This window comes from Salinicoccus siamensis (genome assembly GCF_042429615.1).
GTDB lineage: Bacteria > Bacillota > Bacilli > Staphylococcales > Salinicoccaceae > Salinicoccus > Salinicoccus siamensis.
The window spans coordinates 67,360-90,425 of the sequence record NZ_JBHMAH010000013.1; the positions used below are offsets into that span (position 1 = coordinate 67,360).

Here is a 23,066-nt window from a genome sequence, read left to right on the forward strand (position 1 = left end):
AATTTCAATTGAGGAAAAGTCAAAGCCAAACGCATTGGCTTTGACTTTTTTAAATGATATAGTATACAGGTTGGAGGCGATAGTATGGCAAAGAAGGATTACTATGAGGTGCTTGGTGTCAGTAAAGATGCTTCAAAAGACGACATAAAGAAAGCATACAGAAAACTGTCCAAGAAATATCACCCTGATATAAATAAAGAAGAAGGCTCAGATGCTAAATTCAAGGAGATATCTGAAGCCTATGAAACATTGAGCGATGAAAACAAAAGGGCGCAATACGACCGCTTCGGCCATGAAGGCATGAATCAGCAGTTCGGCGGCGGTGGTGGATTCAGCGGCGCCGGTGGCTTTGGAGGTTTTGAAGATATATTCAGCTCATTCTTCGGAGGCGGCGGTAGGATGGATCCGAACGCTCCGAGGAAGGGTGACGACCTCCAATACACCATGACGATCAGTTTTGAAGAAGCGGTGTTTGGGGTCACAAAAACAATCACAGTCAAAAAAGAAGTGCAGTGTGAGACTTGTGATGGCTCAGGTGCAAAACCTGGTACTTCAAAAACGACATGTAAGATGTGTTCAGGAGCCGGCCGTGTCGCAGTCGAACAGAATACGCCTTTTGGCAGGATACAGACCGAACGCACATGCCCAACTTGTCAAGGTACAGGCGAAGAGATCGAAGATCCATGTAATGTCTGTAAAGGCGCTGGCACTGTAACCAAAGATGTCGAAATTGAAGTCACTGTGCCTGAAGGTGTCGACAATGGACAGCAGGTCAGACTACAAGGTAAGGGTGAACCGGGAGTGAACGGTGGTCCGTCAGGCGACCTCTATATCGTCTTCCGTGTCAGAGCCGATTCCAGGTTCACAAGAGATGGCGATGATATCCACTATGAACTGCCGATTTCATTCGCCCAGGCTGCCCTTGGTGATGAAGTCGCAGTTCCGACGCTGAAATCAGAGGTCGTATTGACTGTACCTGCTGGCACCCAGACAGGCAAGCGTTTCCGCCTTAAAGAAAAGGGTGTCAAAAATGTTCATGGCTACGGCCATGGTGACCTCTTCGTGACAGTGAAAGTTGTGACTCCTACCAAGCTCTCCGATAAGGAGATTGATCTGTTCCGTCAATTGGCTGAACATGGCGGTGAAGACATACAGGAGCAGAACGAAAATATTTTTGATAAAACAAGACGATTTTTTAAGGGTGACTGATCATGAAATGGAATGAAGTGTCAATCCATACAAAAGAAAGCAATGAAGAGTCATTCTCAATTTTTCTGAATAAAATATCCAAGGGAGTGTCGGTTGAACACTCCCTCGATATTTTAAAGCGCAAAATAGATGACTTCGACGATAAATATCGCCTTGACCCGAAAGACTATCCGGAGAGTGACATCCGGATCGTCGTCTATTTCGATGAGACGGTGGATCTCGATGATAAGATGGATGCGATCCATTCCTTTATCGATGAAGAACCATTGGATGCCAAAGCGGATATAAAAGTAGCGGTAAAGCAGATAGATGAAGCCGATTGGGAAAATGAGTGGAAAAAATATTTCCATAGTTTCCGCGTTTCAGAGCATTTCGTCATAGTCCCTTCATGGGAGCTTGATGAGTATGAATTTCTGGAAGGCAATAAATTGATCAAGCTGGATCCTGGCATGGCTTTCGGTACAGGAGACCACCCTACGACGAGCATGTGCCTTAAGCTGGTCGAGCGGATCGTCAGACCGGAACACAAGATCATCGATGTCGGGACAGGCTCCGGCATACTGACGATCGGTGCACATCTCTTGGGGGCAAGGGACCTTAAAGCCACCGATATTGATGATCTTTCAATTAAAGTGGCCCGTGAAAATTTCGAGCTGAACGGCTGTGCCGAGGATATTGTACTGGAGACCGGTGATCTGTTGAAAGATGAGACGGAACAGTATGATATCATCATCGCCAATATTCTCGCACATATCGTCGATGATATGATCGATGATGCCTATAGCCGTCTGAATGACGGTGGGAGATTCATCGCTTCCGGCATCATAACCGAAGCTCAAGAAGGAATCACTTCCCATATGAGTGCAGCAGGCTTCAAAATAGAAGAAGTGCTAAAAGAGAATGGATGGGTCAGCATATTGGCCCAGAAGGTATAGCACCATGCAGAGGTACTTCACAAAAGACGTCATCGAAAAAGGGAAGGCTATCGAACTTCCGGAGTCAGATGTGCATCATGTCAGGAATGTGATGCGCTTTAAGCCCGGAGATACTGTCCATATGGTAGATGCTTCGAAACAGACGCATCTATGTAAGTTGCTTACAGTGGAAGAGTCGGTAAGTCTTATGCCTGTGGAATTGATTGAAGAATCCCCCGAACTTCCGGTTGATGTGACAGTGCTGTGCCCGCTTTTGAAAGGCGAGAAATTCGAATGGATGCTCCAGAAGGCAACGGAACTTGGCGCCCATGCCTTTCAGATATATGCAGCGGATCGGTCAATCGTCAAACTGGATGATAAGAAACGGCGGAAACGCCTTGAACGGTTTGAGAAGATCATCAAGGAAGCGAGCGAACAGAGCCGACGCCAAATTATCCCGGAAATAGGATTTGAGGTTGGGGCAATCCAACTGGACTTCAAACAGTTCGACCATGTATTCTTCGCTTTTGAAGGAAATGCAGGGGAGCGTGCAGCCAGTCTAGCCGAAGCGGCGAGTGGAACTGCAGCTGGCGAGCACATAGCCATCATCTTCGGACCTGAAGGCGGGTTCAGTGAACGTGAGATAGAAAGGTTATCGCATTTTCACTCAGTCCATCTTGGGCCACGTATTCTGCGCGCAGAAACAGCTCCGTTATATGCGCTGTCAGCCATCAGCACCATATTCGAAGCATCGTCGGCTCCATTGAAGTAACGGGCCGGCTGTGCTATATTTGGTGCAGATGTACGACAAATTCTATGAAGAAAGATCTGATTTTAATGACTGAAAAAACTATTGCATTCCATACACTCGGCTGTAAGGTGAACCACTACGAGACGGAAGCGATGTGGCAGCTCTTCAAAAATGAAGGGTATGACCGCGTGGATTTTGACCAGAACGCTGATGTATTCGTCATCAATACATGTACCGTAACGAATACTGGAGATAAAAAAAGCAGACAAGTCATCAGGCGGGCCATCAGGAAAAATCCGGATGCCGTAGTCTGCGTGACAGGGTGCTACGCCCAGACTGCACCAAAGGATATCATGGAGATTCCGGGCGTCGATATCATCATCGGTACAGAAGACCGCGACAAGCTGATTGGCTATGTCAACCAATACCATGAGGAACGCCAACCGATCAACGGTGTAAAGAACATCATGAAGAAACGTACATATGAAGAGATGGATGTGCCGTACTTCACGGATAGGACACGTGCCACCTTGAAGATACAGGAAGGATGCAACAACTTCTGCACATTCTGCATCATTCCATGGGCACGGGGTCTTATGCGTTCAAGAGACCCGGAGAAAGTCATTGAACAGGCGACTCAACTGGTCAATGAAGGCTACAAGGAAATCGTCCTCACAGGCATCCATACAGGAGGCTACGGAGAAGATCTCAAGGATTACAATCTGGCCCAGCTGCTGCGTGACCTTGAAGAAGTGGAAGGCTTGAACCGCCTCAGGATTTCAAGCATCGAGGCGAGCCAGTTGACCGACGAAGTCATCGATGTCATCAATGACTCGAATAAGATAGTCCGCCACCTCCATATACCGCTGCAATCAGGTAGTGATACGGTCTTGAGACGCATGAGACGCAAGTACACGATGGAGTTCTTCGAGTCACGCATCATCAAATTAAAAGAAATCATGCCGAATGTCGCCATCACAAGTGACGTCATAGTCGGTTTCCCGGGAGAAACAGAAGAAGAGTTCATGGAGACATATGACTTCATCAACCGTCACCATTTCTCTGAACTGCATGTATTCCCGTATTCGATACGTACAGGCACACCAGCCGCACGCATGACGGATCAGGTGGATGAAAATGTGAAGAATGAACGGGTCCACCGCCTGATTGAGCTCTCTGACCGCCTGGCGACAAGCTATGCCGAACTGTTCAAGGATGATGTGCTTGAAATCATACCTGAGGAAGAGAAAGATGGTAAGCTCATAGGCCACTCGGATAACTATCTGAAGGTGGAAATAGAAGGAGACGCCTCCTTGACGGGTGAGCTCATCAAAGTGAAGATTACTGAACCAGGTTACCCAGTCAGCAAAGGGGAAGTCGTTAAAGTCCTCGAAAAACCGATGGTTAAAGCCTATGCCTATCTGGAGCGCACGATTTAGTTATTTGGATTGAGACAATAAAAAGATCATCTGATGATCCTAAAGTAATGGAGTGGAAGAATGGAACTTTCAAAATATATCGATCATACACTGCTTAAACCTGAAGCAACCCAAGATCAGATTTTCGAACTTTGCAAGGAAGCAAAAGAATACGACTTCTGCAGCGTCTGCATCAACCCAGCATGGGTGGCGACTTCAAGAGACCTGCTGGAAGACAGTAACGTCAAAGTATGTACAGTCATCGGCTTCCCGCTTGGAGCCTCTACTTCTGAAGTTAAGGCGTTCGAGACGATGAATGCTATTCAAAATGGAGCGGATGAAGTGGATATGGTCATCAATATCGGAGCACTGAAGTCAGGAAATGAAGATCTAGTCTATAATGACATCAAATCCGTATGCGATGCAGCCGGTCAGGAAGTGCTCGTCAAAGTCATCATCGAAACTGCGCTTTTAGACAGTGATGAGATCGTTAAGGCGTGTGAACTGAGCAAGAAGGCGGGTGCTGATTTCGTCAAGACATCCTCTGGATTCAATGGTGAAGGCGCCAAAGTCGAAGATGTCGCCCTGATGAGGATGACTGTTGGAGAAGATATGGGAGTCAAGGCCAGTGGTGGCGTACGCTCCTTTGAAGATGCCAAACTCATGATCGAAAGTGGCGCAACGAGAATCGGTGCATCTAGCGGTATAGCGATCGTAAACGGTGGCCAAGGGGAAAGCAGTTATTAATTAGCGGTTGACCCAATTTTCTCTATATATTATAATGTATAAGTACATAGTAGATGCTATGTAATAAGTAAGCTTTTTGTTATCCGGAGGGAGGGAAGACGATGTCTAAAACAGTAGTTAAGCAAAATGAACCTATTGAAGACGCGCTGCGTCGTTTCAAGCGCACAGTTTCTAAAAGCGGCACGATCAAGGAAGCTCGTAAAAGAGAATTTTACGAAAAACCTAGTGTAAGACGCAAAAAGAAATCAGAAGCTGCCCGTAAACGCAAATTCAAATAGGTCGACTCCCTCTGAATAGTCGATATATAGAGACAGCACTTGTGTGCTGTCTCTTTTTAGTGGAATCGATTTTATAATAGTATGTTTTAATGTATAATGAACTTAATGGAGGGATTCAAATGGCGATACTAGATTCATTTTTGCTCGGAAGTTTAATCACAACCTTCAGAGATGTCGTAACCATGCCATTGATTGCCTTTATTTTACTATCCATATTCTTTTTAGGTTTGATCTATCAGTTGTTTTCCGAGAACTTCAATTTACTTGGCCTCCTCTCCTTCCTCTCAATTATCGTGTTTTATGCAGGACACCTTCTTGTTGGAGATTACAATGGGTTATCACTCTCGCTCTTTATTTTGGGCATGATGTTCATTATAATCGAGTTTTTTGTAATCGGTGCCATACTTGGCATTTTGGGTGGCCTGATGCTGCTTTTCAGTATCTTGCTTGTAAGTGATGATATGCTGCTCTTCAGCATTTTCTTAGCTACCATCATTTTATTGGCATTAGTCGAATGGGTGATATTTGTGAAGTTCAAAAAGAAGAAAATTCCTTTTTTGAGCCGTCTGATTTTAGAGGATGCCACAGATAAGGAGTCTGGTTACACGTCATTTGATGACCGGTCGTATCTGCTCGGAGAAGCTGCTAAAACGGTTACTCCGCTCAGGCCATCAGGCACAATCAAGTTTGGTGACCAGCGTATCGATGCTGTTGCAGAAGGTGCGTTCATTGAAGGGAATGTAGATGTAAAAGTGATACATGTCGAGGGAACGCGCGTAGTCGTCAGACCATTAGAAGAATAATGAAAAGGAGCGTATCATATGAATCTTATGTTTATTACAGGATCAGGATTGATGATCATCTTTTTGGTCGTCATTGCATTCATTGTAATTTCCTTCTTCCTGTCCTTCGTGCCGATCGGGCTATGGATTTCTGCCATAGCTGCAGGCGTTAATGTAGGTATTTTCTCGCTTGTTGGAATGAGGCTCAGACGGGTCAAGCCGAAGCGAGTCATCGAACCGATGATCAAGGCACATAAAGCCGGCCTGAAAGTGTCGACGAACCAGTTGGAGTCGCACTTCCTCGCCGGTGGTAACGTAGACCGTGTTGTAGATGCGCTTATTGCAGCGCAGCGTGCGGACATCAATCTTACGTTTGAACGGTGTGCGGCCATTGATCTTGCAGGCCGTGACGTTTTGGAAGCAGTACAGATGAGCGTCAATCCTAAAGTCATCGAGACACCTTTCATTGCAGGTGTTGCAATGGACGGGATTGAAGTCAAGGCGAAAGCGCGCATCACCGTCCGCGCCAACATCGAACGTCTTGTCGGTGGTGCAGGTGAAGAAACAATCGTTGCACGTGTAGGTGAGGGCATCGTTTCCACGATCGGTTCTTCAAAACGCCATACAGCTGTACTTGAGAACCCTGACAGCATCTCAAAGACGGTATTGGCTAAAGGACTCGATTCCGGTACAGCGTTTGAAATCCTGTCGATAGACATTGCTGATGTGGACATCGGCAAGAACATCGGTGCGGATCTTCAGACTGAACAGGCTGTGGCCGATAAGAATATCGCCCAGGCTAAAGCAGAAGAACGCCGTGCTATGGCTGTCGCACAAGAGCAGGAAATGAAAGCACGCGTAGAAGAAATGCGCGCGAAAGTGGTCGAAGCAGAATCCAAAGTACCACTTGCGTTTGCACAGGCACTTGAAAGCGGCAATATCGGAGTCAGCGATTACTACGACCTTAAAAATGTCGAAGCGGATACAAACATGCGCGATTCGATCAATAAAATGACTGACCCGACACGCAAAGATCAAGATGAATAGGCTGTGATACTATGGAAATACTTCCTCTGCTTATATTTTTGGGCGGTATCATCTATACAGCGATCACCAGCCAAAAAGATAAAAGCAAAAATCAGGAGCGGAATATTGATCCGAGCAAGATGGAGCGTCCGACCAGCAAATCTGCACCAAGAAGAAGACAGCCGAACACGCCAGATGAATCAAAAGGCATGTTTGGCGATCTGATGGGCGAGATTGAGCGTCGTATGGGCAACGGAGAAGATAGCAAGACTCAGCCTGTTCGTCAAGAACAACCAATCGGACAATCTTCCAGGCCAGCGTCTACCCGAGGCGAACGCCAACCGAGGGAACGCCGCTCCAGTGAACGTACTTCATCTGAGCGTACGTCCAGTCGCACAATGGAAGATAAAGTGAAGAACACAAGGGCTGGGCGTCAAGCACAGAATCTTGAACGCGAAGTGAGGAACACAGATTGGGCTGAGAGAGTAAAAGAGGAAAGTCAATCCAGAATGGGGCAGTCCCGAAGTCGTAATGCTCCGATAGAAGTTGGTAAACCAGAAGCAGGAACAGAGAGAAGCACTGCCGGTAAAAAGGAAAAACCAAAATTGAAGAAAAATGGTCTTACATTCGAGGCACAAGATGTCGTCAACGGCGTCATTTTTTCTGAAATACTTGGTAAGCCCAAATCGAAGAAATAACATCCGCATTCGCGGGTGTTATTTTTTTTGATTGAATATGATTAATATTGATTATAAAAGATTGATTTTGAGTGAATTTTACTATAAAATTCACTCAAGAAGGTGATTAAATGCTCACGTCAAAAAGATATGAAATCATAATGGACCACCTTGCTAAAAATGGAACTGCCTCCGTCAAAAAACTTGTTGAATTGACTAAAAGTAGTTCAGCTACTGTAAGAAGGGATCTATCACATCTAGAGGATGAAGGCGCCCTTCAGCGGGTACATGGTGGGGCAACAACCAGAAAAAACGAGAGAGAAGAAGATTATGGGGAAAAATCCGTAAAAAACCTCTCGAAAAAAATCAAAATCGCTCAAACGGCTGCTTCATTGATAGAAAATGGAGATGTCATTTTTATCGATGCAGGAACCACGACTTACGAAATGGTACACTTCATCAATCAAGAGGACATCACGATTGTGACGAATGGCATCACCCTGATAGAACCGTTGGTCAGAAACGGGCATGAAACACATGTTTTATCTGGTAGAGTGAAACCTGCGACCAAAGCAGTCGTGGGGCCTGAAGTCATAGAGAAGATCAATCATCTTAATTTCGATAAGTGCTTCGTAGGGACAAATGCCATTTCAGCTGAACATGGTTTATCGACACCCAAAGAAGCAGAAGCGTTCATAAAGAAGAGTGCCATCCGTCAGTCCAACGTGGCATATGCACTGGTCGACAGTTCGAAATACAACCGTAATGCATTCGTCCATTTTGCCGATATAGAAGAGACGGCGATCATTACCGACGATGCCTCCCACGGTTTCATTAAAGCAATCCAATCAAGGACAAATATAATAGGGGGTGGCAGCCAATGATCTATACAGTAACGTTCAATCCATCCGTGGATTATGTAGTAAGGCTGAAGGAATTTGAAATGGGTGCACTCAACAGAAGTTCTGATACTGCCAAATACACAGGCGGTAAAGGCATCAATGTATCCCGCATTTTGAATGAACTCGGTGTTGAAACGACTGCACTTGGATTCGTAGGTGGATTCACCGGAGATTTCATTGAATCCACATTGTCAAAAAGCGGCATTAAAAATGATTTTTTAAGGGTGGAAGGAGATACCCGCATCAACGTCAAATTAAAGACGGATGAGGAAACTGAAATAAATGGAGCAGGACCTATCATCACAGATGATGATCTCGCCAAGCTCGAAGATCAACTCAAATCCTTGAATGAGAGTGATCATGTCGTGTTTGCCGGCAGTGTCCCCTCGAACCATAAGGATGTGTATGAATTTTTGAGCAGTCTGCTCCATGAGCGTAATATCGGCTTCAGCATCGACACTGAAGGGCAAAAGCTAGTATCAACGTTGAAGTATCACCCTTATCTCATTAAACCCAACGATGTCGAATTGGAAGAGATAGTGGGCTGTAAACTCAGTACGCAGGAAGAGAGGATCAATGCCTGTCGTGAGCTTCTGGCGCAGGGTGCTTCAAATGTATTACTGACACTCGGCAGTGGAGGAGCGCTATTTGTCAATACGGATACGGTCTATCACATGCCATCACCACCGGGGACACTCAAAAACTCTGTAGGTGCAGGCGACTCGACGGTCGCAGGATTCATTGGTAAAAAGGGAAGTGGACTTGAAGCGCAGCTTAGATATGCAGTGGCTTCAGGAAGTGCCACAGCTTTCAATGACGATCTTGCCAAAAGGGCGGATATTGAACGTTTAGTGGGTAAGATAGAACTTCAATCGATAGAAGAGGTGAAATGATGAGGATAACAGAGCTACTGACAAAAGATACAATTAATATGTCTGTCCGTGCCCAGGATAAAGATGCGATCATAAGAGAACTCGCTGAGGGCTTGGAACAGACAGGCAAAGTGACGGACTCGACGCGTTTCATTGAAGCGATTCAAAAAAGGGAAGTGCAAAGCACGACAGGGGTCGGTGACGGCATAGCAATTCCACACGCCCAGACCTCTGAAGTGAAGGCGCCGGCAATCATGTTCGGACGCAGCACTGATGGGATAGATTATGATTCGATGGATGGACAACCGGCTTATGTGTTCTTTATGATCGCTGCACCGGAAGGCCAGGCGACGACCCATCTCGATGCGCTTGCGAAGCTCTCCACAATATTGATGAATGATAAAGCGCGCAAGCAATTGATGGCGGCATCGACTAAAGATGAGATATTGGATACCATCAATCATTTCGACGACAGTGCACCTGCAGAAGAAATAGCCGATGAATCTTCTGACAAGCCTTATGTGGTTGGTGTCACAGCGTGTCCAACGGGTATTGCGCACACTTATATGGCAGCAGATGCCTTGAAGAAGAAAGCAGGCGAGCTGGGCTACGATATCAAAGTCGAGACGAACGGCTCAGCCGGCGTCAAAAACGAACTGACTGAAGCGGATATAGAAAAAGCGGCAGGTGTCATCGTTGCTGCTGATACTAATGTGAACATGTCACGCTTTGACGGCAAGAACGTTGTCGAAGTTCCGGTGGCAGACGGCATCAAGCGTCCCGGGGAACTGCTCAATCAGGCACTTGATTCTTCGAGAGCGCCATATGCAGCTAAAAAATCGGGCAAACAGCTTGAAGAAAGTCAGACATCCAAAGGAAAATCTTCAATTTATAAACATTTGATGAACGGCGTCTCCAATATGCTGCCATTTGTTGTTGCTGGTGGGATATTGATAGCGGTCAGTTTCATGTTCGGCATCCATTCAGCAGACCCGGATCACGAACAATACAGCCCGTTTGCTGAAATGATCAACTTCATCGGTGGAAATGCCTTCCAGCTGATGATTCCGATACTTGCCGGTTTCATCGCCATGAGTATTGCTGATAGGCCAGGTCTGGCTCCAGGTATGATCGGCGGCCTTATGGCATCTACAATGGGATCAGGTTTTCTTGGTGGCCTGATCGCCGGTTTCCTTGCCGGTTATCTGATGGTCGGCATCAAAAAAGTGCTTGAAGGCTTGCCGCAGACGTTGGATGGTTTGAAACCAGTACTGCTCTATCCATTGATCGGTGTGTTCTTGACAGGACTGATCATGTACTATATCGTCGACCCTCCGGCGAGTGCATTGAATGAATGGATGAATACATCTCTCAGTAGCATGAGCGGTGGAAACATCATTCTGCTCGGAGCCATTGTCGGTGGCATGATGGCGATCGATATGGGTGGCCCGATAAACAAAGCAGCTTATGCGTTCGGCATTGCGGCACTTTCAGCAGGCAACGCGGAACCGATTACTGCAGCTATGATCGGTGGGATGGTGCCGCCGCTCGCAATTGCATTCGCGACCATGATATTCAGGAACAAGTTCACAGAGGTCGAAAGGTCATCCGGCCCGACTAACCTGATTATGGGTGCTTCGTTCATAACGGAAGGCGCGATACCTTTCGCTGCAGCAGATCCACTCCGCGTCATCCCGACGATGGTCATCGGTTCTGCTACAGCAGGCGCGCTTGCGATGGCTTTCGCCACAACGGTGAATGCACCTCACGGTGGACTGTTCGTTGCACTGACAATCGGTGAGGGCAGGCTGATGTTCCTCATATCACTGTTGATAGGCACGATAGTTTCAGCGGTGTTACTCGGATTGTTTAAAAAAAGAGTGGCGTAATGCTTCAAAATTTCATATAAAGAATAATGCCGGCCGCATCCATCAACCACGATGCGGCCGGCATTATTTCCCTGAAAGATTGAATCCATGTCAGAAATATATAGCCTGCGTATCATAATAGCTTATACATATATAGTTCATTGACCATTTTGCCGTTAATTTTCAAAGACTGTACTTTCTCGCCTTCCGTTTTAAACCCCATTTTCCGATAAAGTTTCAAGGCAGGCATATTGTTCTCGATGACCGTCAATTCCAGTCTTAAAAGATTATTATCCCCAGCCCAGCCGAATATCTTCTGAAAAAGGTGGGTCGCGATTCCTTTGCCGCGGTACGCTTCATCTACACCCACCACGAGGGAGGCACGATGTCTGTTCCTATTGAGTTTTCCCCGAAAGGCTGCTATAAAGCCGATAAGTTGGTCCGACTCCTCTGCAACATAAAAGATGGTTGAAGGATCATCATTCAGTTTCACGAGTGCGCGGCGTTGTTCTGCTGTTTTCATCTTTCTTTCTCCCGGGTCATGGAGCATGAATCCGGAGTCGTCCAATTTTTTATTCAAGGCGAGGAAATTTTCAGCATCGCTGATGGTCAGGCGTCTTATATGCATCGAGTCACTCCCTGTTTAATTCTTATGGTACGCATAAATGTCTGTATGAGTCGATTTGATGATATGATACCAGAAAACAAAAAGCCTTTCATCAATCAGATGAATCGAATCTTCAAGCCATTATACTCAATGGCTTAGAGCACAAGTGGTATTATAGAGAGGTAAAAGATTTATCCTACATGAAAGGGATGAACAAGATGGGTAAATTGGATGAAAAAGTTGCAGTCATTACAGGGAGTGCCTCGGGAATCGGTATTTCAAGGAGAACGGCGGGGGTACAATTGTAAATATGCCTTCGATCACCGGACTAACGGGTGGTCGTGGAGGATTGACCTACACTGCTGCCAAACACGCAATCGTCGGCATGACGAAAAATGTTGCGTCCCACTACGGGTCTGAGAATATCCGGTGCAATGCATTGGCGCCAGCAGCTGTCCAATCAGGGTTCTCAGCGGCCATGAAAGGTGTAGATGATTTTGGCATGGAAGCATCAACGAGGGGGGTCAACCTCATGCCACGGGCCGGCACAGTGGAAGAGATTGCGAATATGCCTTGTTCCTTGCCTCTGACGATTCAAGTTATATTAATGATGTCGCACTTGCGGCAGATGCAGGATGGAGCGCATATTAGTAGCAAAACTCTAAAAACCATCAAATATGACTTGCAAAATCCATTTGAATAGAAAGAAGCCCTTTAAATTAAAGGGCTTCTTTTTCATATATAATCGATCAGAAAAAATCAGGCATTCTGATTTGCAAATCGTTTTGACAGCTGTTCCAACAGATCGGGTTTGTCGTCACGGTGCATCATGACTTCGATGAAGGTCATCGATTCAGAGTTTTCTTCTGCTGCCTTCAATGCTTCTTCAAGCCCAGTCTCAGTTTCGACTTTGAGTGTCAAAGTTCTCCCTTCAGGATCGAACACTTCAGGGAGTTTCATGTAGTCCCACATCGGTATATCGTTATAGGGCTGATTTTCACCATGTATGGCACGTTCAACAGTATAACCATCATTATTGATCAGGAAGATGATCGGTTTGATCTGTTGTGCGAGCATAGTCGACAGCTCCTGCGCAGTCAGTTGGAATGAGCCATCGCCGATAAGGAGAATGTTCCGGCGGCCCATATCTGCAAGTTGAGATCCTAATAGGGCAGGCAGTGTAAAGCCGATTGAACCCCATAAAGGCTGTCCGATGACCATCGTATCTTTCGGTATCGGCATCGTTGCTGCGCCATAGTAGGCAGTGCCTTGTTCCGCAAGCAGTATATCCTTTTCTTTCATGAAAGAGGATAGGCGCTCAAAGAAGCGGTTTTGTTGAAGATTCTCTTCTTTAGCTTCATATGTGCCAGATTTAAGCTGCTCGTGCAGGGACTTGATGTCCATCGATTCAGGGTCTTTTTTGCTGACTTTCCCACTCAGTGCAGACAATGCGTCGTGCATTGTGATTGGCGCATGTTTCTTTTCTGTCGCTTTTACGGAGAATGGTGAAATTTGAATGACGTTCTTTTCAGAGAAGTTGTAGGAGAAGCCGCCTGTCGTCGAGTCGGTCGGTTTGGCTCCGATCTGTATTATGCAGTCGGCTTCGTCCACGCGTTGCTGCAGGTAGGGCGCACTCAGCTCACCATTATAGACGCCGATGAACTGCGGATGTTCTTCATTGAATACTCCTTTGCCGCCACTCAAAATTGTAACCGGGATGCCTGTTTTATCAGCGAACTGAAGCAGTTCTTCCCGATTTTCATAGCGGTTCACTTCATACCCCGCCAATATGACAGGCCGCTTTGCTTCATTGATCATGGGCGTGATTTCAGCAAGCATCTGCTCCAATGCCTCCTGGTTGCTGTCAGTCACTGCTTCATGGAGCGGGGATGTTGGCTTACTTGCCGGTTTGTTGTATACGTCGATTGGCAATGTAATATGGACAGGACGCTTCTCAGTCAGACAGGCAAGCAGTACCCGGTCGATTTCGTAGGCGGCGTTCTCCTGCGTCAAAAAAGTCTGGGCCGCAGTCACTTCCTGAAACATTCTGGAAAAGTGATCAAATTTGCCGTCGCCTAATGTATGATGGACATAAAGTCCATTGTCCATCACTTTTGTCGTCGGTGCACCTGAAATTTTAACTACAGGCACATGTTCAGCATAGGAACCAGCAATGCCATTGATGGCGCTCAATTCACCGACACCGAACGTTGTACTCAAAGCAGCAATGCCATTGATGCGGGCATAGCCGTCGGCAGCATAAGCGGCATTCAACTCATTACGGTTACCCACCCATTCCATGCCTTCATGGCCGATGACATCATCCAGGAAAGCCAAGTTGTAATCGCCTGGTACACCAAACATATGGCGGATACCAAGTTCTGATAACCGATCTAATAGATAGTCTGAAACAGTATACTCATATTTCACTCTAAACACCTCAAATTAGTATTTTGTCATGCGTTTCTGATAGGATCATTGTCTGATGGCTGGGTCTTCGCTTTATAGGGCGCCAGCTTCCAACCAGCTTATGTCTGATTAAAGGGTAACACTAGCATCATTATAGGTCAATGTTATTGACCTATAAAAGATCGTCGTTTTTTTATGGCTAGCCACTCAGCACAAGGACACTTAATTCTGATATTCTTTTACAAGGAGGTAATTGCACTATGGATAAAAATCGTGAAGATCAGTTGAACGAGACACTTATGCTTTTTTATTTTGCATACCGGACATTTATAAAAGAACCTGACCGCATCCTCTCGCAGCACGGCATCCATCGCCTTCATCATCGAATTCTATTTTTTGTCGCCAGACAACCGAATATAAGTGTCCATGAACTTTTGGATACATTAGAAGTGACTAAGCAGGCGCTGCATGCCCCGACACGCCAACTGGTTGAGATGGGCTATATGACGAGTGAACCTGCATCACACGATCGTCGTGTTCGTGAATTGAAACTGACAGAAAAAGGGGAAGCGCTTGAAAGACAATTGAGCGATGTTCAAAGAGGGAAAATGAATGAAATCTTTGAGTCCATGGGATCAGACAGCGAGGAAACCTGGAAAGAAGTGATGAAAAGCATCATTGCGGTTGATGAGTCAAAAACCGAAGATGGAAGTACCACTTGAAGTGGACACATTAAAACGTCCCCCGGAGAAATCATATGTTGATTCGCCGGGGGATATTCATTTTACTTATTAAAATGGAAACTCCCTTGTTTTCTTCTGGACTGAAATCCATTTTTTCTCTGTAAACTCCTCGATGATATATGGGCTGCCGAATCGACCGATGCCACTCTGGCGCATACCACCGAACATCGCAGTCGGTTCATCCTGGACCGGCTGATCATTGATATGGGTCATGCCGAATTTGAGCTCAAGTGCATATTGACGTGCTTTTTCTTCATCTTGAGAGAATATGGCGGAGCTGAGCCCATATTGGGTATCGTTTGATTTTTTGATGATGTCATCATCGGATGATCCCTTGATTATTATGGCGATAGGGGAGAACATTTCAGTCTGTGCCAGTTCGCTGTCGTTCTCTACATTACCGATTACAGTAGGGGTCAATACATTGCCTTGCTGTTCGCCTTCAAGCAATAGATCAAAACCGGAATCTTTAGCAGTTTGGATGTTATCGAGAGATTTCTCCATCTGCTTGCTGTTGATCAGTGGTCCGACGACCACGTCCGGATCTTTAGGGTCTCCGTATTTAATTTTTTTCGAACGCTCTACGAATTTTTCCGTGAATTCATCATATAGGTCTTCGTGCACGATAATGCGGTTGATTGCCATGCATATTTGTCCCTGGTGCAGATATTTACCGTAGATTGCCGCATTCACAGCATTATCTATATCTGCATCACTCATGACTGCCATCGGACCATTACCGCCAAGTTCCAATGAAACTTCCTTCAACAGTTCACCAGCTACTTCACCGATATGGCGACCGACAGGGGTAGAACCGGTAAAGCTTACATGGCCGATAGAATCATGGTTGAACATGATATCCCCGATGACGCTAGAGCGTGAAAGGATGGAGTGGAAGATGCTTGAAGGCAACCCGGCTTCCTCAAACGCCTTGGCGATGACCGAACCGGATACTAGTCCACATTGTATATCTGCTTTATGAACGACAGCATTGCCGAGTGCGAGTGCAGGGGCAATGGTCCTCATTGATAGATATAGCGGGAAGTTGAATGGTGCAATTGAGGAGATGACGCCCTGCGGCAAACGGTAGTTTTCATTGACCTTATCAGGAATGATCGATTCCTTTTCTTCAAACTTGCCGATTTTATCAACCATCGTCAGCGATTCCTCCATGACGCCTACAGTCAAGTTGAATTCAAGTCCCGCCTTGACTGACGTACTGCCGGATTCAAGTGTAAGCATTTCCAGAATATCGTCTTTATTATCCTTGAAATATTGGATGGCCTTTTCCATCACTTCTTTTCTCTTGGCGGAATCTTTCCCCCATGCGTCCTGTGCATTGGCTGCACCTGTGAACGCTTCTTCCACTTGATCGACAGAAGCCATGGTGGCTTCGGCCAATGTTTCACCATTATATGGATTCGTCATTTCAGTCTTCTTCTCATCAGCACCATCAACCCATTCGCCGTTGATGAAACTTTTGTTGAGTTTTTGATATTGATTCATGATTTTCCTCCTATATTTACTGCACTGCAATAATTTAATGCAGCCTACTGATCAATCTCGTGGTATTGCAACCGGATAATCATCGGTTGACTCTCAAATCATATACCCTTACTTTACACAACTAAACTCAGTGCATCGTATTGTAACAAATCCTTATCTTTTATTTATTCTATGAGTATATCATTTCACAAACAGGCTGAAATCTGGAATAATAAAGGTAATCCCAACAACAAGGGGCATCATATAATGAAAAGGTTAGAAGACAAAGTAGTTATCATCACCGGAGGCGCACAAGGCATGGGCAAACTGCATGCTGAGAAAGCACTCGCTCAAGGTGCGAAAGTTGCAATTACAGACATCAATGAAGAAAAAGGGCAAGCTACTGCGAAAGAGCTTGGAGAAAACGCGCTATTCATCAAGCATGACGTGTCTAATGAAGAAGACTGGAAAAATGTAGCTAATCAAGTCGTAGAGAAGTTCGGACGCGTCGATGTACTCGTGAACAATGCCGGTATCACTTACAATAAAGGACTTGAAGATATTTCGCTTGATGATTATATGAAAATTGTAAACATCAACCAAGTTTCCGTCTTCCTCGGAACTAAAACGGTAGCACCTCTCATGAAAGAACAGAAAAATGGTTCCATCATTAACATCTCTTCAATGAATGGATTAGTAGGGGGCGCTCCGGCATATACGGATACTAAGTTCGCCGTACGCGGACTTACGAAAGCAAGTGCACGTGAATTGTCTCCATTTAACATCAGAGTCAACTCTGTTCACCCAGGTGTAATCCAGACACCGATGCTTGAACAGGAAGGTGTAAAAGAAGCGGTTGAAGAATTCAAGAAAACGATACCTCTCCGTCGCGTTGCACAACCTGAAGAAGTTTCCGATATGGTGGTATTCTTGGCTTCAGATGAAGCAAGATACTCTACTGGTTCAGAATTTGTCATAGACGGCGGTATTACAGCTCTGTAATGACAGGTGAAAAAAGGATGCTCACAATGAGCATCCTTTTTATTATGGGGTATCCTGTTTTAAAGGGCCTATAAAATCAAGGTCGGACCTTCTACCTCTCCAGGAATTCCACAGGGAAATCCACTTTGAATATTTGTTTCAATTTGGATAAGCCCCGCGCTTTCTGATTGCTTGATGTTTTGAGCTCTACTTGTTCTATGATGGCGGAGTATGTGCTGTAGTTTTTAGTGCTGGCATCGAAATCTTCAAAAGTGATCTTCAATTTTTGGGAATCCTCCTGGAAGACTACCTTAAGTTCCTCTTCTTTCAAGGCGTACTCCCCCTCGACATCATTCATGTACGGCGTTTCGACCGTTCCATCTTTGAATGTGAAGACGGTCAACCCTTGGTGATTACTTTGGCCGCTAGGGAGAGTGGTCGGGTATATGAGGTTGAATGATCTGCCGGAGAGTTCATCCGTCTGATCATCACATCCCGTAAACAGGCATGACGCCAAAAATACGAAGAGGAGAACTTGCTTTTTCATACACATACGCTCCAATGAATAGTGAATTGGTCAGGTAAAACAATTATAAGTAGAGACTTTAGCGCGAAGTGCGTGGACCAAAATTATTGAACAGTCAGATCATTTAGTTTATGTTATGTTCTATGATAACGGTTTTACTATTATATTCCAACCCTAGAAGGGGATAAGGAGAGTGCTGTCCAATGGATGGAATCCATGGATCACCGATTGATGAACAGACGAGATGCATCCATTATCATTCCGCCAAAGACATTGTTGCAATCAAATTCAAGTGCTGTAATACATATTATCCTTGCTACAAGTGCCACCAGGAAGAAGCGGATCATGATAGGGAAGTATGGCAGAAGGAAGAATTTCATGCACCAGCTATACTATGTGGAGCTTGTGGGCATGTCCACACCATCCATGATTACTTATCACGAGTGAATTGTGCCAACTGTCATGCTGCCTTCAATGAAGGATGTGCACTCCATCATCATATATACTTCGATGTCTAGATGATTGGCTACTTGAGCAGCTTCTTGGATAGAGGTGAGACGCCGAGGCTCTGTATCACCAGCGAAGCGAGCGTGGCTGCAAATGCCAGTGAGATGATCATTGCAGAGTCTGCCGATTCTGTTTGGGAATATAGGCTCAGTATCAAATAGACAGACATGGAGCCTTTCAGTCCTGCCCATGAAATCAGAGTGGACTCGCGCCAGCTTATATGATGGCGCCATTTTGGGAATATCTGCGTAGTCGACATGATTATGATGAAGCGGGTAACGAGCGCCAAAATGAAGATGATGATGGCAAAAATCCATCCATCGAAAATGAGGAATTTAGCCGCTTCTATACCGATCAGTAAGAATAAAAGAGACAACACAGATAATTCGACGACGCCCCAAAATCCATCAAGCGCTTCCCTGAAATGGTCTTCTTTACTTGCGCGGCTGTATTCGAACGACAGCATGATGCCGGCAAAAATGGTCGCGAGCACTCCGGATACGCCTACGGCTTCAGCAAGATTGAAGAGACCATAGGCCAAGATGATGCTGAGCATGACCTGGTACTGTTTATTGTGGATGAAGTGTACCGCCTTACTCATCAGCCAACCGAATGCAATGCCGAGCAGCGTACCGCCCAAGGAGACAAATAGGAATTCTCCAAGAAACGTGAATACACCAAAAGACTGGCTGCCGGTATACATGCCGGCAAGTGTACTGAAGATGACAATGCTCGTGCCATCATTAATCATCGATTCACCCTCGACGACGTCCGCCACTTTCTCATCATCTGACGCGCTTTGTATGATGGATACGACTGAGACAGGGTCGGTCGGAGTGAGAATTGAAGCGATGACTAGTGCGCCGAGAAGGGATATCGACACGAACGGGCCACTTAAAGCGTATATTGCCGCGCCTAGGATCGCCACCGTCAACATGATGCCAATTGTGGCAAGGAAGGCGATGATGCCGACATTCTTTCGGAACTTGTCAGCTGGAAACTGATAGGCGGATGTAAATAAGAGAGCCGGCAGGAAAACATGGTAGATGGTGTTTTCGGTCAAGTTGATGGATGAGAAGTAGGGAATAAAATATAATCCGATACCGATGAGCACAAGGACTACCGGCACGGGAAAGTTATTTTTCTTTTTGTCTATTGTAAAGACCATATAGCCGATCAACAGCAATATGAGCAATTGCGAAGCAGTCATGGTGCCACCTCCTGTAGAATTTAAATTAAGATACTTTTAACGACTTCCGTCAATAAAAACCAGTGCTGCTTCCAAGTCTGGATCTTCAGTGATATGACGGGGGCTCCAAGGGATATCAACATCCGGTTTAACAGCAGCCTCCCACTCGGTTATAGTTCTCCCATCAGGCGTATCTGATATTTTTGAGGTGGGATAATACAACTCAAATAAATCATCTTTTGTCCAGATGACCCGAGTAGTCGTTATGCATGATTGATATAATTTCATCAAAGATCTCCAAATACATATTGCCCCTCCTGTCGATATTAATAATCTGGGGAATCCACTGACAACTTGATGTATATGGCAATCGTCCCCCACCTCTGTTCTTGCTCGCTACTATATATGTCATAAGTGTTCCGAACCATTTCTGCGATTGTTTCACCGCGGTCATTACCAAGCTCTTTGGCACTTATACTGGTGTACATATCCTTGAAAGTGGGGTAAGTCTCCAATTTTCCACAGTCACGGTTACAGATTGATCCTCTTCAGGCAGTACAGTGAAGTGTATCTGTCATTAGGTTTTAATTTGCGTCTCTTATCATCATTCAATCTTACTTCCACAGTTTTATATCCTGATTGGATCATGTTGAAAGGGGTTTTGAATAGGCGCATATAGTGTTTCATCAGTTCCACTCCAAATTCTATAAATAGTTAATTCTTCAATAGCTAAGAAGCCACAAACGTTGAATCAAAAATATGATATTCTTTAATCAATTAAATAATCCGTCTAATAAGTCCTAAAATATGCTTCAGAAAGAGTGTAATGATGAAAAAATCTATGGTGGCACTACTGGCCCTCTCTGTCGTATGCATTGCTTTCGCTGCGATTTTCGTAAAATTATCAGAAGCCCCTGCGAGCATCATCAGCATGTACCGAATGCTGTTTGCTGGCGTTTTATTGTCACCGATCATCTTTAGATACAGGCGTGAACTATTGAAACCCACCGTAAAAGAATGGTGGGCGTTGATGGCGGCGGGGCTCTTCTTGGCCATGCATTTTGGATTCTGGTTTGCTTCGCTTCAGTTGACATCCGTTGCAAGCTCAACTGTCATCCTTGCCTTGCAGCCACTTGTCGCAATGGTTGCCGCCTACCTTTTATACAAAGAGAAAGTCTCAACAAAGATGGTAACAATCGTCTTCATATCATTTTTCGGTGTAGTGCTCATCAGTTGGGGAGATTTCAGCTTCACGGACTTGAGCGCCATTTTTGGCAACATGCTTTCTTTTCTTGGGGTAACGGCTGTTGTGGCGTATTTTCTGATCGGCCAGAATACAGTGCGGAATCTTACGCACTGGGTCTACAGCTTTCTAGTCTTCAGTATTGCGGGCCTATTCCTATTGGTCTACAACATTGTGACTGGCACTGAACTGTTCAGATACGGGCCCCGGGAATGGAGTTTCTTCCTTCTGCTCGCCATCCTTCCGACAATCGCCCATGTGATATTCAATTATCTGCTTAACGAGCTGACTCCTACAACTGTTTCCATGGCTATGCTTCTGGAGCCTGTGGGTGCATCATTCCTTGCCTATTTCATACTCTCCGAAAGTTTGACGCCCCTTCAAGTGATAGGCGGCTTAATTGTATTGTCCGGTGTTTACTTTTTCCTGTTCAACCAGCATCGTGAAAGGCGTAATAGAACTCTTTAAAATTCAGTGTGCGCTTCAAACCCTGCCTTTTCCAACCTGAACTGTTCAAAGCTGTATTCAGCAACCAGAGCATAGAGCAACAGTCCCAAAAAGCCGATGACCTGATGGAAAAGTGTATCGACAAGAAGCATTATGACGGCCAACAGGACGAATAATATGACTAAGGACAGTGTGCGCCATGGGGTAGAGCGTATGATGATGTACTCTTCATCTGCCACCTTGAGCGTATTGCTTCGGGACAATCCGCGGGATACGCTCAGTTCTATAACAGGGCTCTCCAATTCAATTTCCTTTTCTTCTTCATGGTAGATTCTATCGACTTTTTTGCCGTCAGTCTTGATGTTCAAACCTGTACCCATTCCGATTGAATTGGTACTTCTTTTAACTGTGATCGTCATTATGATTACGCTCCGTTTCTAAAAATGGGCTTTTCATGTCGAGTATATCAAATAAATATTATAAAGGCCGCCATCTGTAGATGAATCCAGGAGAAAACTCGTTTGGCGTTCGTAGAGGAGGGCGGACGTTGATTGTCAGAGAGCATTCCATTTATGGGATGCCATTGTTATCATTAAGTAAAAAGAGGAGAATTTCATGGTTGGTACATCACAAATAATTCTTATGGTAATAGCAGGTTTAGCTTCGGTTCTGCTGCCGTTTGTCTTCATCCTTGTATTAAGGCGCAGATTCAAAATCCAATGGATTCCTATATTGATCGGTTCAGCGATCTTCATCTTTTTCGCTATGGTGCTTGAGCAGATCAGTCATTTTTTGGTGCTTCAACCCAAAATGGATGGTACGATTCCGCTGCTTGATAAATCACCTTGGCTTTATGTGCTGTACGGCGTGCTGGCTGCCGGGATATTCGAGGAGACTGGGCGTCTCATCGCTTTTTTGCTGATGAAGCGCAAATACAATAGAATAGATTCAGCTATATCCTACGGTATCGGACATGGAGGTATTGAAGCGATTATAGTTTTGGGGCTCGGCATGCTGAATTCAGTCGTCTTCAGCATTATGATCAACAATGGCAGCAGTGCGGTCGATAACCTGCCGCCAGCCCTCATCGAATCGATTGCAGGAACATCAGCCTTCACCTATATACTTTCGATTGTGGAACGGGTTTTTGCGATTACTGTGCATATTGGCCTGTCCATCATTGTATTTACATCTGTCATGAAGAAAGGAAAATGGTGGCTATTCCCGGCAGCAATCGTGCTGCATGCATTGACGAATGTGACAGCGGCCATGATGCAGGCTGGTCTTTTGGATAATATGTGGTTGATGTACGCAGGATTGATGATAATGACTTTGGTCATCGTGTGGATAGCATATAAACAGGTAGCATAATAAGGCAGATTGGATTCAAAGCAGCATGAAGCATTTTAAGACTATTTCGTTTGTCAAAATAAGCTAGACAGTTCCTTTTCACCCATGTAACTCAAAAAGACTTCCAATGGTGTC

The 23,066-nt window shown here is 45.3% G+C and carries 26 protein-coding genes; 18 read left to right on the plus strand and 8 right to left on the minus strand.

Going from position 1 to position 23,066, the window contains the following annotated elements; all coding sequences use genetic code 11:
- Positions 1 to 84: 84 nt before the first annotated feature.
- The 12 genes from dnaJ to ACFFLE_RS06345 all read left to right on the plus strand — a co-directional run bounded on the left by dnaJ (position 85) and on the right by ACFFLE_RS06345 (position 11,465).
- Positions 85 to 1,209: a molecular chaperone DnaJ gene (dnaJ, locus tag ACFFLE_RS06290; RefSeq protein WP_380570284.1), complete on the plus strand. Its 1,125-nt coding sequence runs from the start codon at positions 85 to 87 to the stop codon at positions 1,207 to 1,209.
- A gap of 2 nt (positions 1,210 to 1,211) precedes the next feature.
- Entirely contained in the window at positions 1,212 to 2,144 is a 933-nt protein-coding gene (gene prmA, locus ACFFLE_RS06295; protein ID WP_380570285.1) for a 50S ribosomal protein L11 methyltransferase, read from the plus strand.
- A gap of 4 nt (positions 2,145 to 2,148) precedes the next feature.
- Positions 2,149 to 2,895: an RsmE family RNA methyltransferase gene (locus ACFFLE_RS06300; RefSeq protein ID WP_380570286.1), complete on the plus strand. Its 747-nt coding sequence runs from the start codon at positions 2,149 to 2,151 to the stop codon at positions 2,893 to 2,895.
- A 65-nt stretch (positions 2,896 to 2,960) separates the two neighbouring features.
- Entirely contained in the window at positions 2,961 to 4,313 is a 1,353-nt protein-coding gene (gene mtaB / locus ACFFLE_RS06305) for a tRNA (N(6)-L-threonylcarbamoyladenosine(37)-C(2))-methylthiotransferase MtaB (RefSeq protein ID WP_380570287.1), read from the plus strand.
- Between the two features lie 60 nt (positions 4,314 to 4,373).
- Positions 4,374 to 5,039, plus strand: coding sequence for a deoxyribose-phosphate aldolase (gene deoC, locus ACFFLE_RS06310; RefSeq protein WP_380570288.1), 666 nt, complete (start codon positions 4,374 to 4,376; stop codon positions 5,037 to 5,039).
- Between the two features lie 101 nt (positions 5,040 to 5,140).
- Positions 5,141 to 5,317, plus strand: coding sequence for a 30S ribosomal protein S21 (gene rpsU, locus ACFFLE_RS06315; protein ID WP_344700930.1), 177 nt, complete (start codon positions 5,141 to 5,143; stop codon positions 5,315 to 5,317).
- Between the two features lie 119 nt (positions 5,318 to 5,436).
- Complete coding sequence (locus ACFFLE_RS06320) at positions 5,437 to 6,120, plus strand: NfeD family protein (protein WP_344700929.1); 684 nt, start codon at positions 5,437 to 5,439, stop codon at positions 6,118 to 6,120.
- A gap of 51 nt (positions 6,121 to 6,171) precedes the next feature.
- Entirely contained in the window at positions 6,172 to 7,146 is a 975-nt protein-coding gene (gene floA / locus ACFFLE_RS06325; RefSeq protein ID WP_380570309.1) for a flotillin-like protein FloA, read from the plus strand.
- A gap of 11 nt (positions 7,147 to 7,157) precedes the next feature.
- Complete coding sequence (locus ACFFLE_RS06330; protein WP_380570289.1) at positions 7,158 to 7,823, plus strand: hypothetical protein; 666 nt, start codon at positions 7,158 to 7,160, stop codon at positions 7,821 to 7,823.
- Positions 7,824 to 7,933: 110 nt separating this feature from the next.
- Positions 7,934 to 8,686, plus strand: coding sequence for a DeoR/GlpR family DNA-binding transcription regulator (locus ACFFLE_RS06335; RefSeq protein WP_380570290.1), 753 nt, complete (start codon positions 7,934 to 7,936; stop codon positions 8,684 to 8,686).
- Positions 8,683 to 9,597 carry a 1-phosphofructokinase gene (pfkB, locus tag ACFFLE_RS06340; RefSeq protein ID WP_380570291.1) on the plus strand — a complete coding sequence of 305 codons (915 nt, stop codon included), beginning with the start codon at positions 8,683 to 8,685 and terminating at the stop codon, positions 9,595 to 9,597. Before ACFFLE_RS06335 ends, pfkB begins: the two co-directional genes overlap by 4 nt.
- Entirely contained in the window at positions 9,597 to 11,465 is a 1,869-nt protein-coding gene (locus ACFFLE_RS06345; protein ID WP_380570310.1) for a PTS fructose transporter subunit IIABC, read from the plus strand. Before pfkB ends, ACFFLE_RS06345 begins: the two co-directional genes overlap by 1 nt.
- 112 nt (positions 11,466 to 11,577) lie before the next feature.
- Here ACFFLE_RS06345 and ACFFLE_RS06350 read toward each other — a convergent pair whose 3' ends face one another.
- A complete protein-coding gene (locus tag ACFFLE_RS06350; protein ID WP_380570292.1) occupies positions 11,578 to 12,072 on the minus strand; it encodes a GNAT family N-acetyltransferase in 495 nt (164 codons plus the stop codon).
- A 289-nt stretch (positions 12,073 to 12,361) separates the two neighbouring features.
- Between ACFFLE_RS06350 and ACFFLE_RS06355 the strand changes: the two genes are divergently transcribed.
- Positions 12,362 to 12,754, plus strand: coding sequence for an SDR family oxidoreductase (locus tag ACFFLE_RS06355; protein WP_380570293.1), 393 nt, complete (start codon positions 12,362 to 12,364; stop codon positions 12,752 to 12,754).
- A 56-nt stretch (positions 12,755 to 12,810) separates the two neighbouring features.
- On the opposite strand, the gene ACFFLE_RS06360 is transcribed toward ACFFLE_RS06355, so the two are convergent.
- Entirely contained in the window at positions 12,811 to 14,481 is a 1,671-nt protein-coding gene (locus ACFFLE_RS06360) for an alpha-keto acid decarboxylase family protein (protein WP_380570294.1), read from the minus strand.
- Between the two features lie 239 nt (positions 14,482 to 14,720).
- On the opposite strand from ACFFLE_RS06360, the gene ACFFLE_RS06365 reads away from it, so the two are divergent.
- Entirely contained in the window at positions 14,721 to 15,182 is a 462-nt protein-coding gene (locus tag ACFFLE_RS06365) for a MarR family winged helix-turn-helix transcriptional regulator (RefSeq protein WP_380570295.1), read from the plus strand.
- 69 nt (positions 15,183 to 15,251) lie between these two features.
- On the opposite strand, the gene ACFFLE_RS06370 is transcribed toward ACFFLE_RS06365, so the two are convergent.
- Complete coding sequence (locus ACFFLE_RS06370) at positions 15,252 to 16,709, minus strand: aldehyde dehydrogenase family protein (RefSeq protein ID WP_380570296.1); 1,458 nt, start codon at positions 16,707 to 16,709, stop codon at positions 15,252 to 15,254.
- Positions 16,710 to 16,955: 246 nt separating this feature from the next.
- On the opposite strand from ACFFLE_RS06370, the gene ACFFLE_RS06375 reads away from it, so the two are divergent.
- Positions 16,956 to 17,690: an SDR family NAD(P)-dependent oxidoreductase gene (locus tag ACFFLE_RS06375; protein ID WP_380570297.1), complete on the plus strand. Its 735-nt coding sequence runs from the start codon at positions 16,956 to 16,958 to the stop codon at positions 17,688 to 17,690.
- Positions 17,691 to 17,781: 91 nt separating this feature from the next.
- Here ACFFLE_RS06375 and ACFFLE_RS06380 read toward each other — a convergent pair whose 3' ends face one another.
- On the minus strand, positions 17,782 to 18,216 hold the full coding sequence (locus tag ACFFLE_RS06380) for a hypothetical protein (RefSeq protein ID WP_380570298.1): 435 nt from the start codon (positions 18,214 to 18,216) through the stop codon (positions 17,782 to 17,784).
- A gap of 182 nt (positions 18,217 to 18,398) precedes the next feature.
- On the opposite strand from ACFFLE_RS06380, the gene ACFFLE_RS06385 reads away from it, so the two are divergent.
- Positions 18,399 to 18,713, plus strand: a complete 315-nt coding sequence (locus ACFFLE_RS06385; RefSeq protein ID WP_380570300.1) for a CHY zinc finger protein — start codon at positions 18,399 to 18,401, stop codon at positions 18,711 to 18,713.
- Between the two features lie 8 nt (positions 18,714 to 18,721).
- Here the strand turns inward: ACFFLE_RS06385 and ACFFLE_RS06390 are convergent, their stop codons facing one another.
- The 3 genes from ACFFLE_RS06390 to ACFFLE_RS06400 all read right to left on the minus strand — a co-directional run bounded on the left by ACFFLE_RS06390 (position 18,722) and on the right by ACFFLE_RS06400 (position 20,578).
- On the minus strand, positions 18,722 to 19,912 hold the full coding sequence (locus ACFFLE_RS06390) for a cation:proton antiporter (RefSeq protein ID WP_380570301.1): 1,191 nt from the start codon (positions 19,910 to 19,912) through the stop codon (positions 18,722 to 18,724).
- Positions 19,913 to 19,948: 36 nt separating this feature from the next.
- Complete coding sequence (locus tag ACFFLE_RS06395; RefSeq protein WP_380570302.1) at positions 19,949 to 20,179, minus strand: hypothetical protein; 231 nt, start codon at positions 20,177 to 20,179, stop codon at positions 19,949 to 19,951.
- Positions 20,180 to 20,422: 243 nt separating this feature from the next.
- Complete coding sequence (locus ACFFLE_RS06400; RefSeq protein ID WP_380570304.1) at positions 20,423 to 20,578, minus strand: hypothetical protein; 156 nt, start codon at positions 20,576 to 20,578, stop codon at positions 20,423 to 20,425.
- Between the two features lie 142 nt (positions 20,579 to 20,720).
- Between ACFFLE_RS06400 and ACFFLE_RS06405 the strand changes: the two genes are divergently transcribed.
- Positions 20,721 to 21,602 carry a DMT family transporter gene (locus tag ACFFLE_RS06405; RefSeq protein ID WP_380570305.1) on the plus strand — a complete coding sequence of 294 codons (882 nt, stop codon included), beginning with the start codon at positions 20,721 to 20,723 and terminating at the stop codon, positions 21,600 to 21,602.
- On the opposite strand, the gene ACFFLE_RS06410 is transcribed toward ACFFLE_RS06405, so the two are convergent.
- The gene (locus ACFFLE_RS06410; protein ID WP_380570306.1) at positions 21,599 to 22,000 is read right to left on the minus strand and encodes a hypothetical protein; all 402 of its coding nucleotides are present in this window, start codon (positions 21,998 to 22,000) and stop codon (positions 21,599 to 21,601) included. The two genes, ACFFLE_RS06405 and ACFFLE_RS06410, sit on opposite strands and share 4 nt — an antisense overlap.
- Before the next feature lie 196 nt (positions 22,001 to 22,196).
- On the opposite strand from ACFFLE_RS06410, the gene ACFFLE_RS06415 reads away from it, so the two are divergent.
- The gene (locus tag ACFFLE_RS06415; protein WP_380570307.1) at positions 22,197 to 22,952 is read left to right on the plus strand and encodes a YhfC family intramembrane metalloprotease; all 756 of its coding nucleotides are present in this window, start codon (positions 22,197 to 22,199) and stop codon (positions 22,950 to 22,952) included.
- Positions 22,953 to 23,066 lie beyond the last annotated feature (114 nt).

What these genes read in the sequence shown, in the direction of transcription:
- dnaJ (WP_380570284.1), top strand. Translation starts at nt 85, where the DNA reads ATGGCAAAGAAGGATTACTATGAGGTGCTTGGTGTCAGTAAAGATGCT.
- prmA (WP_380570285.1), top strand. Translation starts at nt 1,212, where the DNA reads ATGAAATGGAATGAAGTGTCAATCCATACAAAAGAAAGCAATGAAGAG.
- ACFFLE_RS06300 (WP_380570286.1), top strand. Translation starts at nt 2,149, where the DNA reads ATGCAGAGGTACTTCACAAAAGACGTCATCGAAAAAGGGAAGGCTATC.
- mtaB (WP_380570287.1), top strand. Translation starts at nt 2,961, where the DNA reads ATGACTGAAAAAACTATTGCATTCCATACACTCGGCTGTAAGGTGAAC.
- deoC (WP_380570288.1), top strand. Translation starts at nt 4,374, where the DNA reads ATGGAACTTTCAAAATATATCGATCATACACTGCTTAAACCTGAAGCA.
- rpsU (WP_344700930.1), top strand. Translation starts at nt 5,141, where the DNA reads ATGTCTAAAACAGTAGTTAAGCAAAATGAACCTATTGAAGACGCGCTG.
- ACFFLE_RS06320 (WP_344700929.1), top strand. Translation starts at nt 5,437, where the DNA reads ATGGCGATACTAGATTCATTTTTGCTCGGAAGTTTAATCACAACCTTC.
- floA (WP_380570309.1), top strand. Translation starts at nt 6,172, where the DNA reads ATGATCATCTTTTTGGTCGTCATTGCATTCATTGTAATTTCCTTCTTC.
- ACFFLE_RS06330 (WP_380570289.1), top strand. Translation starts at nt 7,158, where the DNA reads ATGGAAATACTTCCTCTGCTTATATTTTTGGGCGGTATCATCTATACA.
- ACFFLE_RS06335 (WP_380570290.1), top strand. Translation starts at nt 7,934, where the DNA reads ATGCTCACGTCAAAAAGATATGAAATCATAATGGACCACCTTGCTAAA.
- pfkB (WP_380570291.1), top strand. Translation starts at nt 8,683, where the DNA reads ATGATCTATACAGTAACGTTCAATCCATCCGTGGATTATGTAGTAAGG.
- ACFFLE_RS06345 (WP_380570310.1), top strand. Translation starts at nt 9,597, where the DNA reads ATGAGGATAACAGAGCTACTGACAAAAGATACAATTAATATGTCTGTC.
- ACFFLE_RS06350 (WP_380570292.1), bottom strand. Translation starts at nt 12,072, where the DNA reads ATGCATATAAGACGCCTGACCATCAGCGATGCTGAAAATTTCCTCGCC.
- ACFFLE_RS06355 (WP_380570293.1), top strand. Translation starts at nt 12,362, where the DNA reads ATGCCTTCGATCACCGGACTAACGGGTGGTCGTGGAGGATTGACCTAC.
- ACFFLE_RS06365 (WP_380570295.1), top strand. Translation starts at nt 14,721, where the DNA reads ATGGATAAAAATCGTGAAGATCAGTTGAACGAGACACTTATGCTTTTT.
- ACFFLE_RS06370 (WP_380570296.1), bottom strand. Translation starts at nt 16,709, where the DNA reads ATGAATCAATATCAAAAACTCAACAAAAGTTTCATCAACGGCGAATGG.
- ACFFLE_RS06375 (WP_380570297.1), top strand. Translation starts at nt 16,956, where the DNA reads ATGAAAAGGTTAGAAGACAAAGTAGTTATCATCACCGGAGGCGCACAA.
- ACFFLE_RS06380 (WP_380570298.1), bottom strand. Translation starts at nt 18,216, where the DNA reads ATGAAAAAGCAAGTTCTCCTCTTCGTATTTTTGGCGTCATGCCTGTTT.
- ACFFLE_RS06385 (WP_380570300.1), top strand. Translation starts at nt 18,399, where the DNA reads ATGGATGGAATCCATGGATCACCGATTGATGAACAGACGAGATGCATC.
- ACFFLE_RS06390 (WP_380570301.1), bottom strand. Translation starts at nt 19,912, where the DNA reads ATGACTGCTTCGCAATTGCTCATATTGCTGTTGATCGGCTATATGGTC.
- ACFFLE_RS06395 (WP_380570302.1), bottom strand. Translation starts at nt 20,179, where the DNA reads ATGAAATTATATCAATCATGCATAACGACTACTCGGGTCATCTGGACA.
- ACFFLE_RS06400 (WP_380570304.1), bottom strand. Translation starts at nt 20,578, where the DNA reads ATGAAACACTATATGCGCCTATTCAAAACCCCTTTCAACATGATCCAA.
- ACFFLE_RS06405 (WP_380570305.1), top strand. Translation starts at nt 20,721, where the DNA reads ATGAAAAAATCTATGGTGGCACTACTGGCCCTCTCTGTCGTATGCATT.
- ACFFLE_RS06410 (WP_380570306.1), bottom strand. Translation starts at nt 22,000, where the DNA reads ATGACGATCACAGTTAAAAGAAGTACCAATTCAATCGGAATGGGTACA.
- ACFFLE_RS06415 (WP_380570307.1), top strand. Translation starts at nt 22,197, where the DNA reads ATGGTTGGTACATCACAAATAATTCTTATGGTAATAGCAGGTTTAGCT.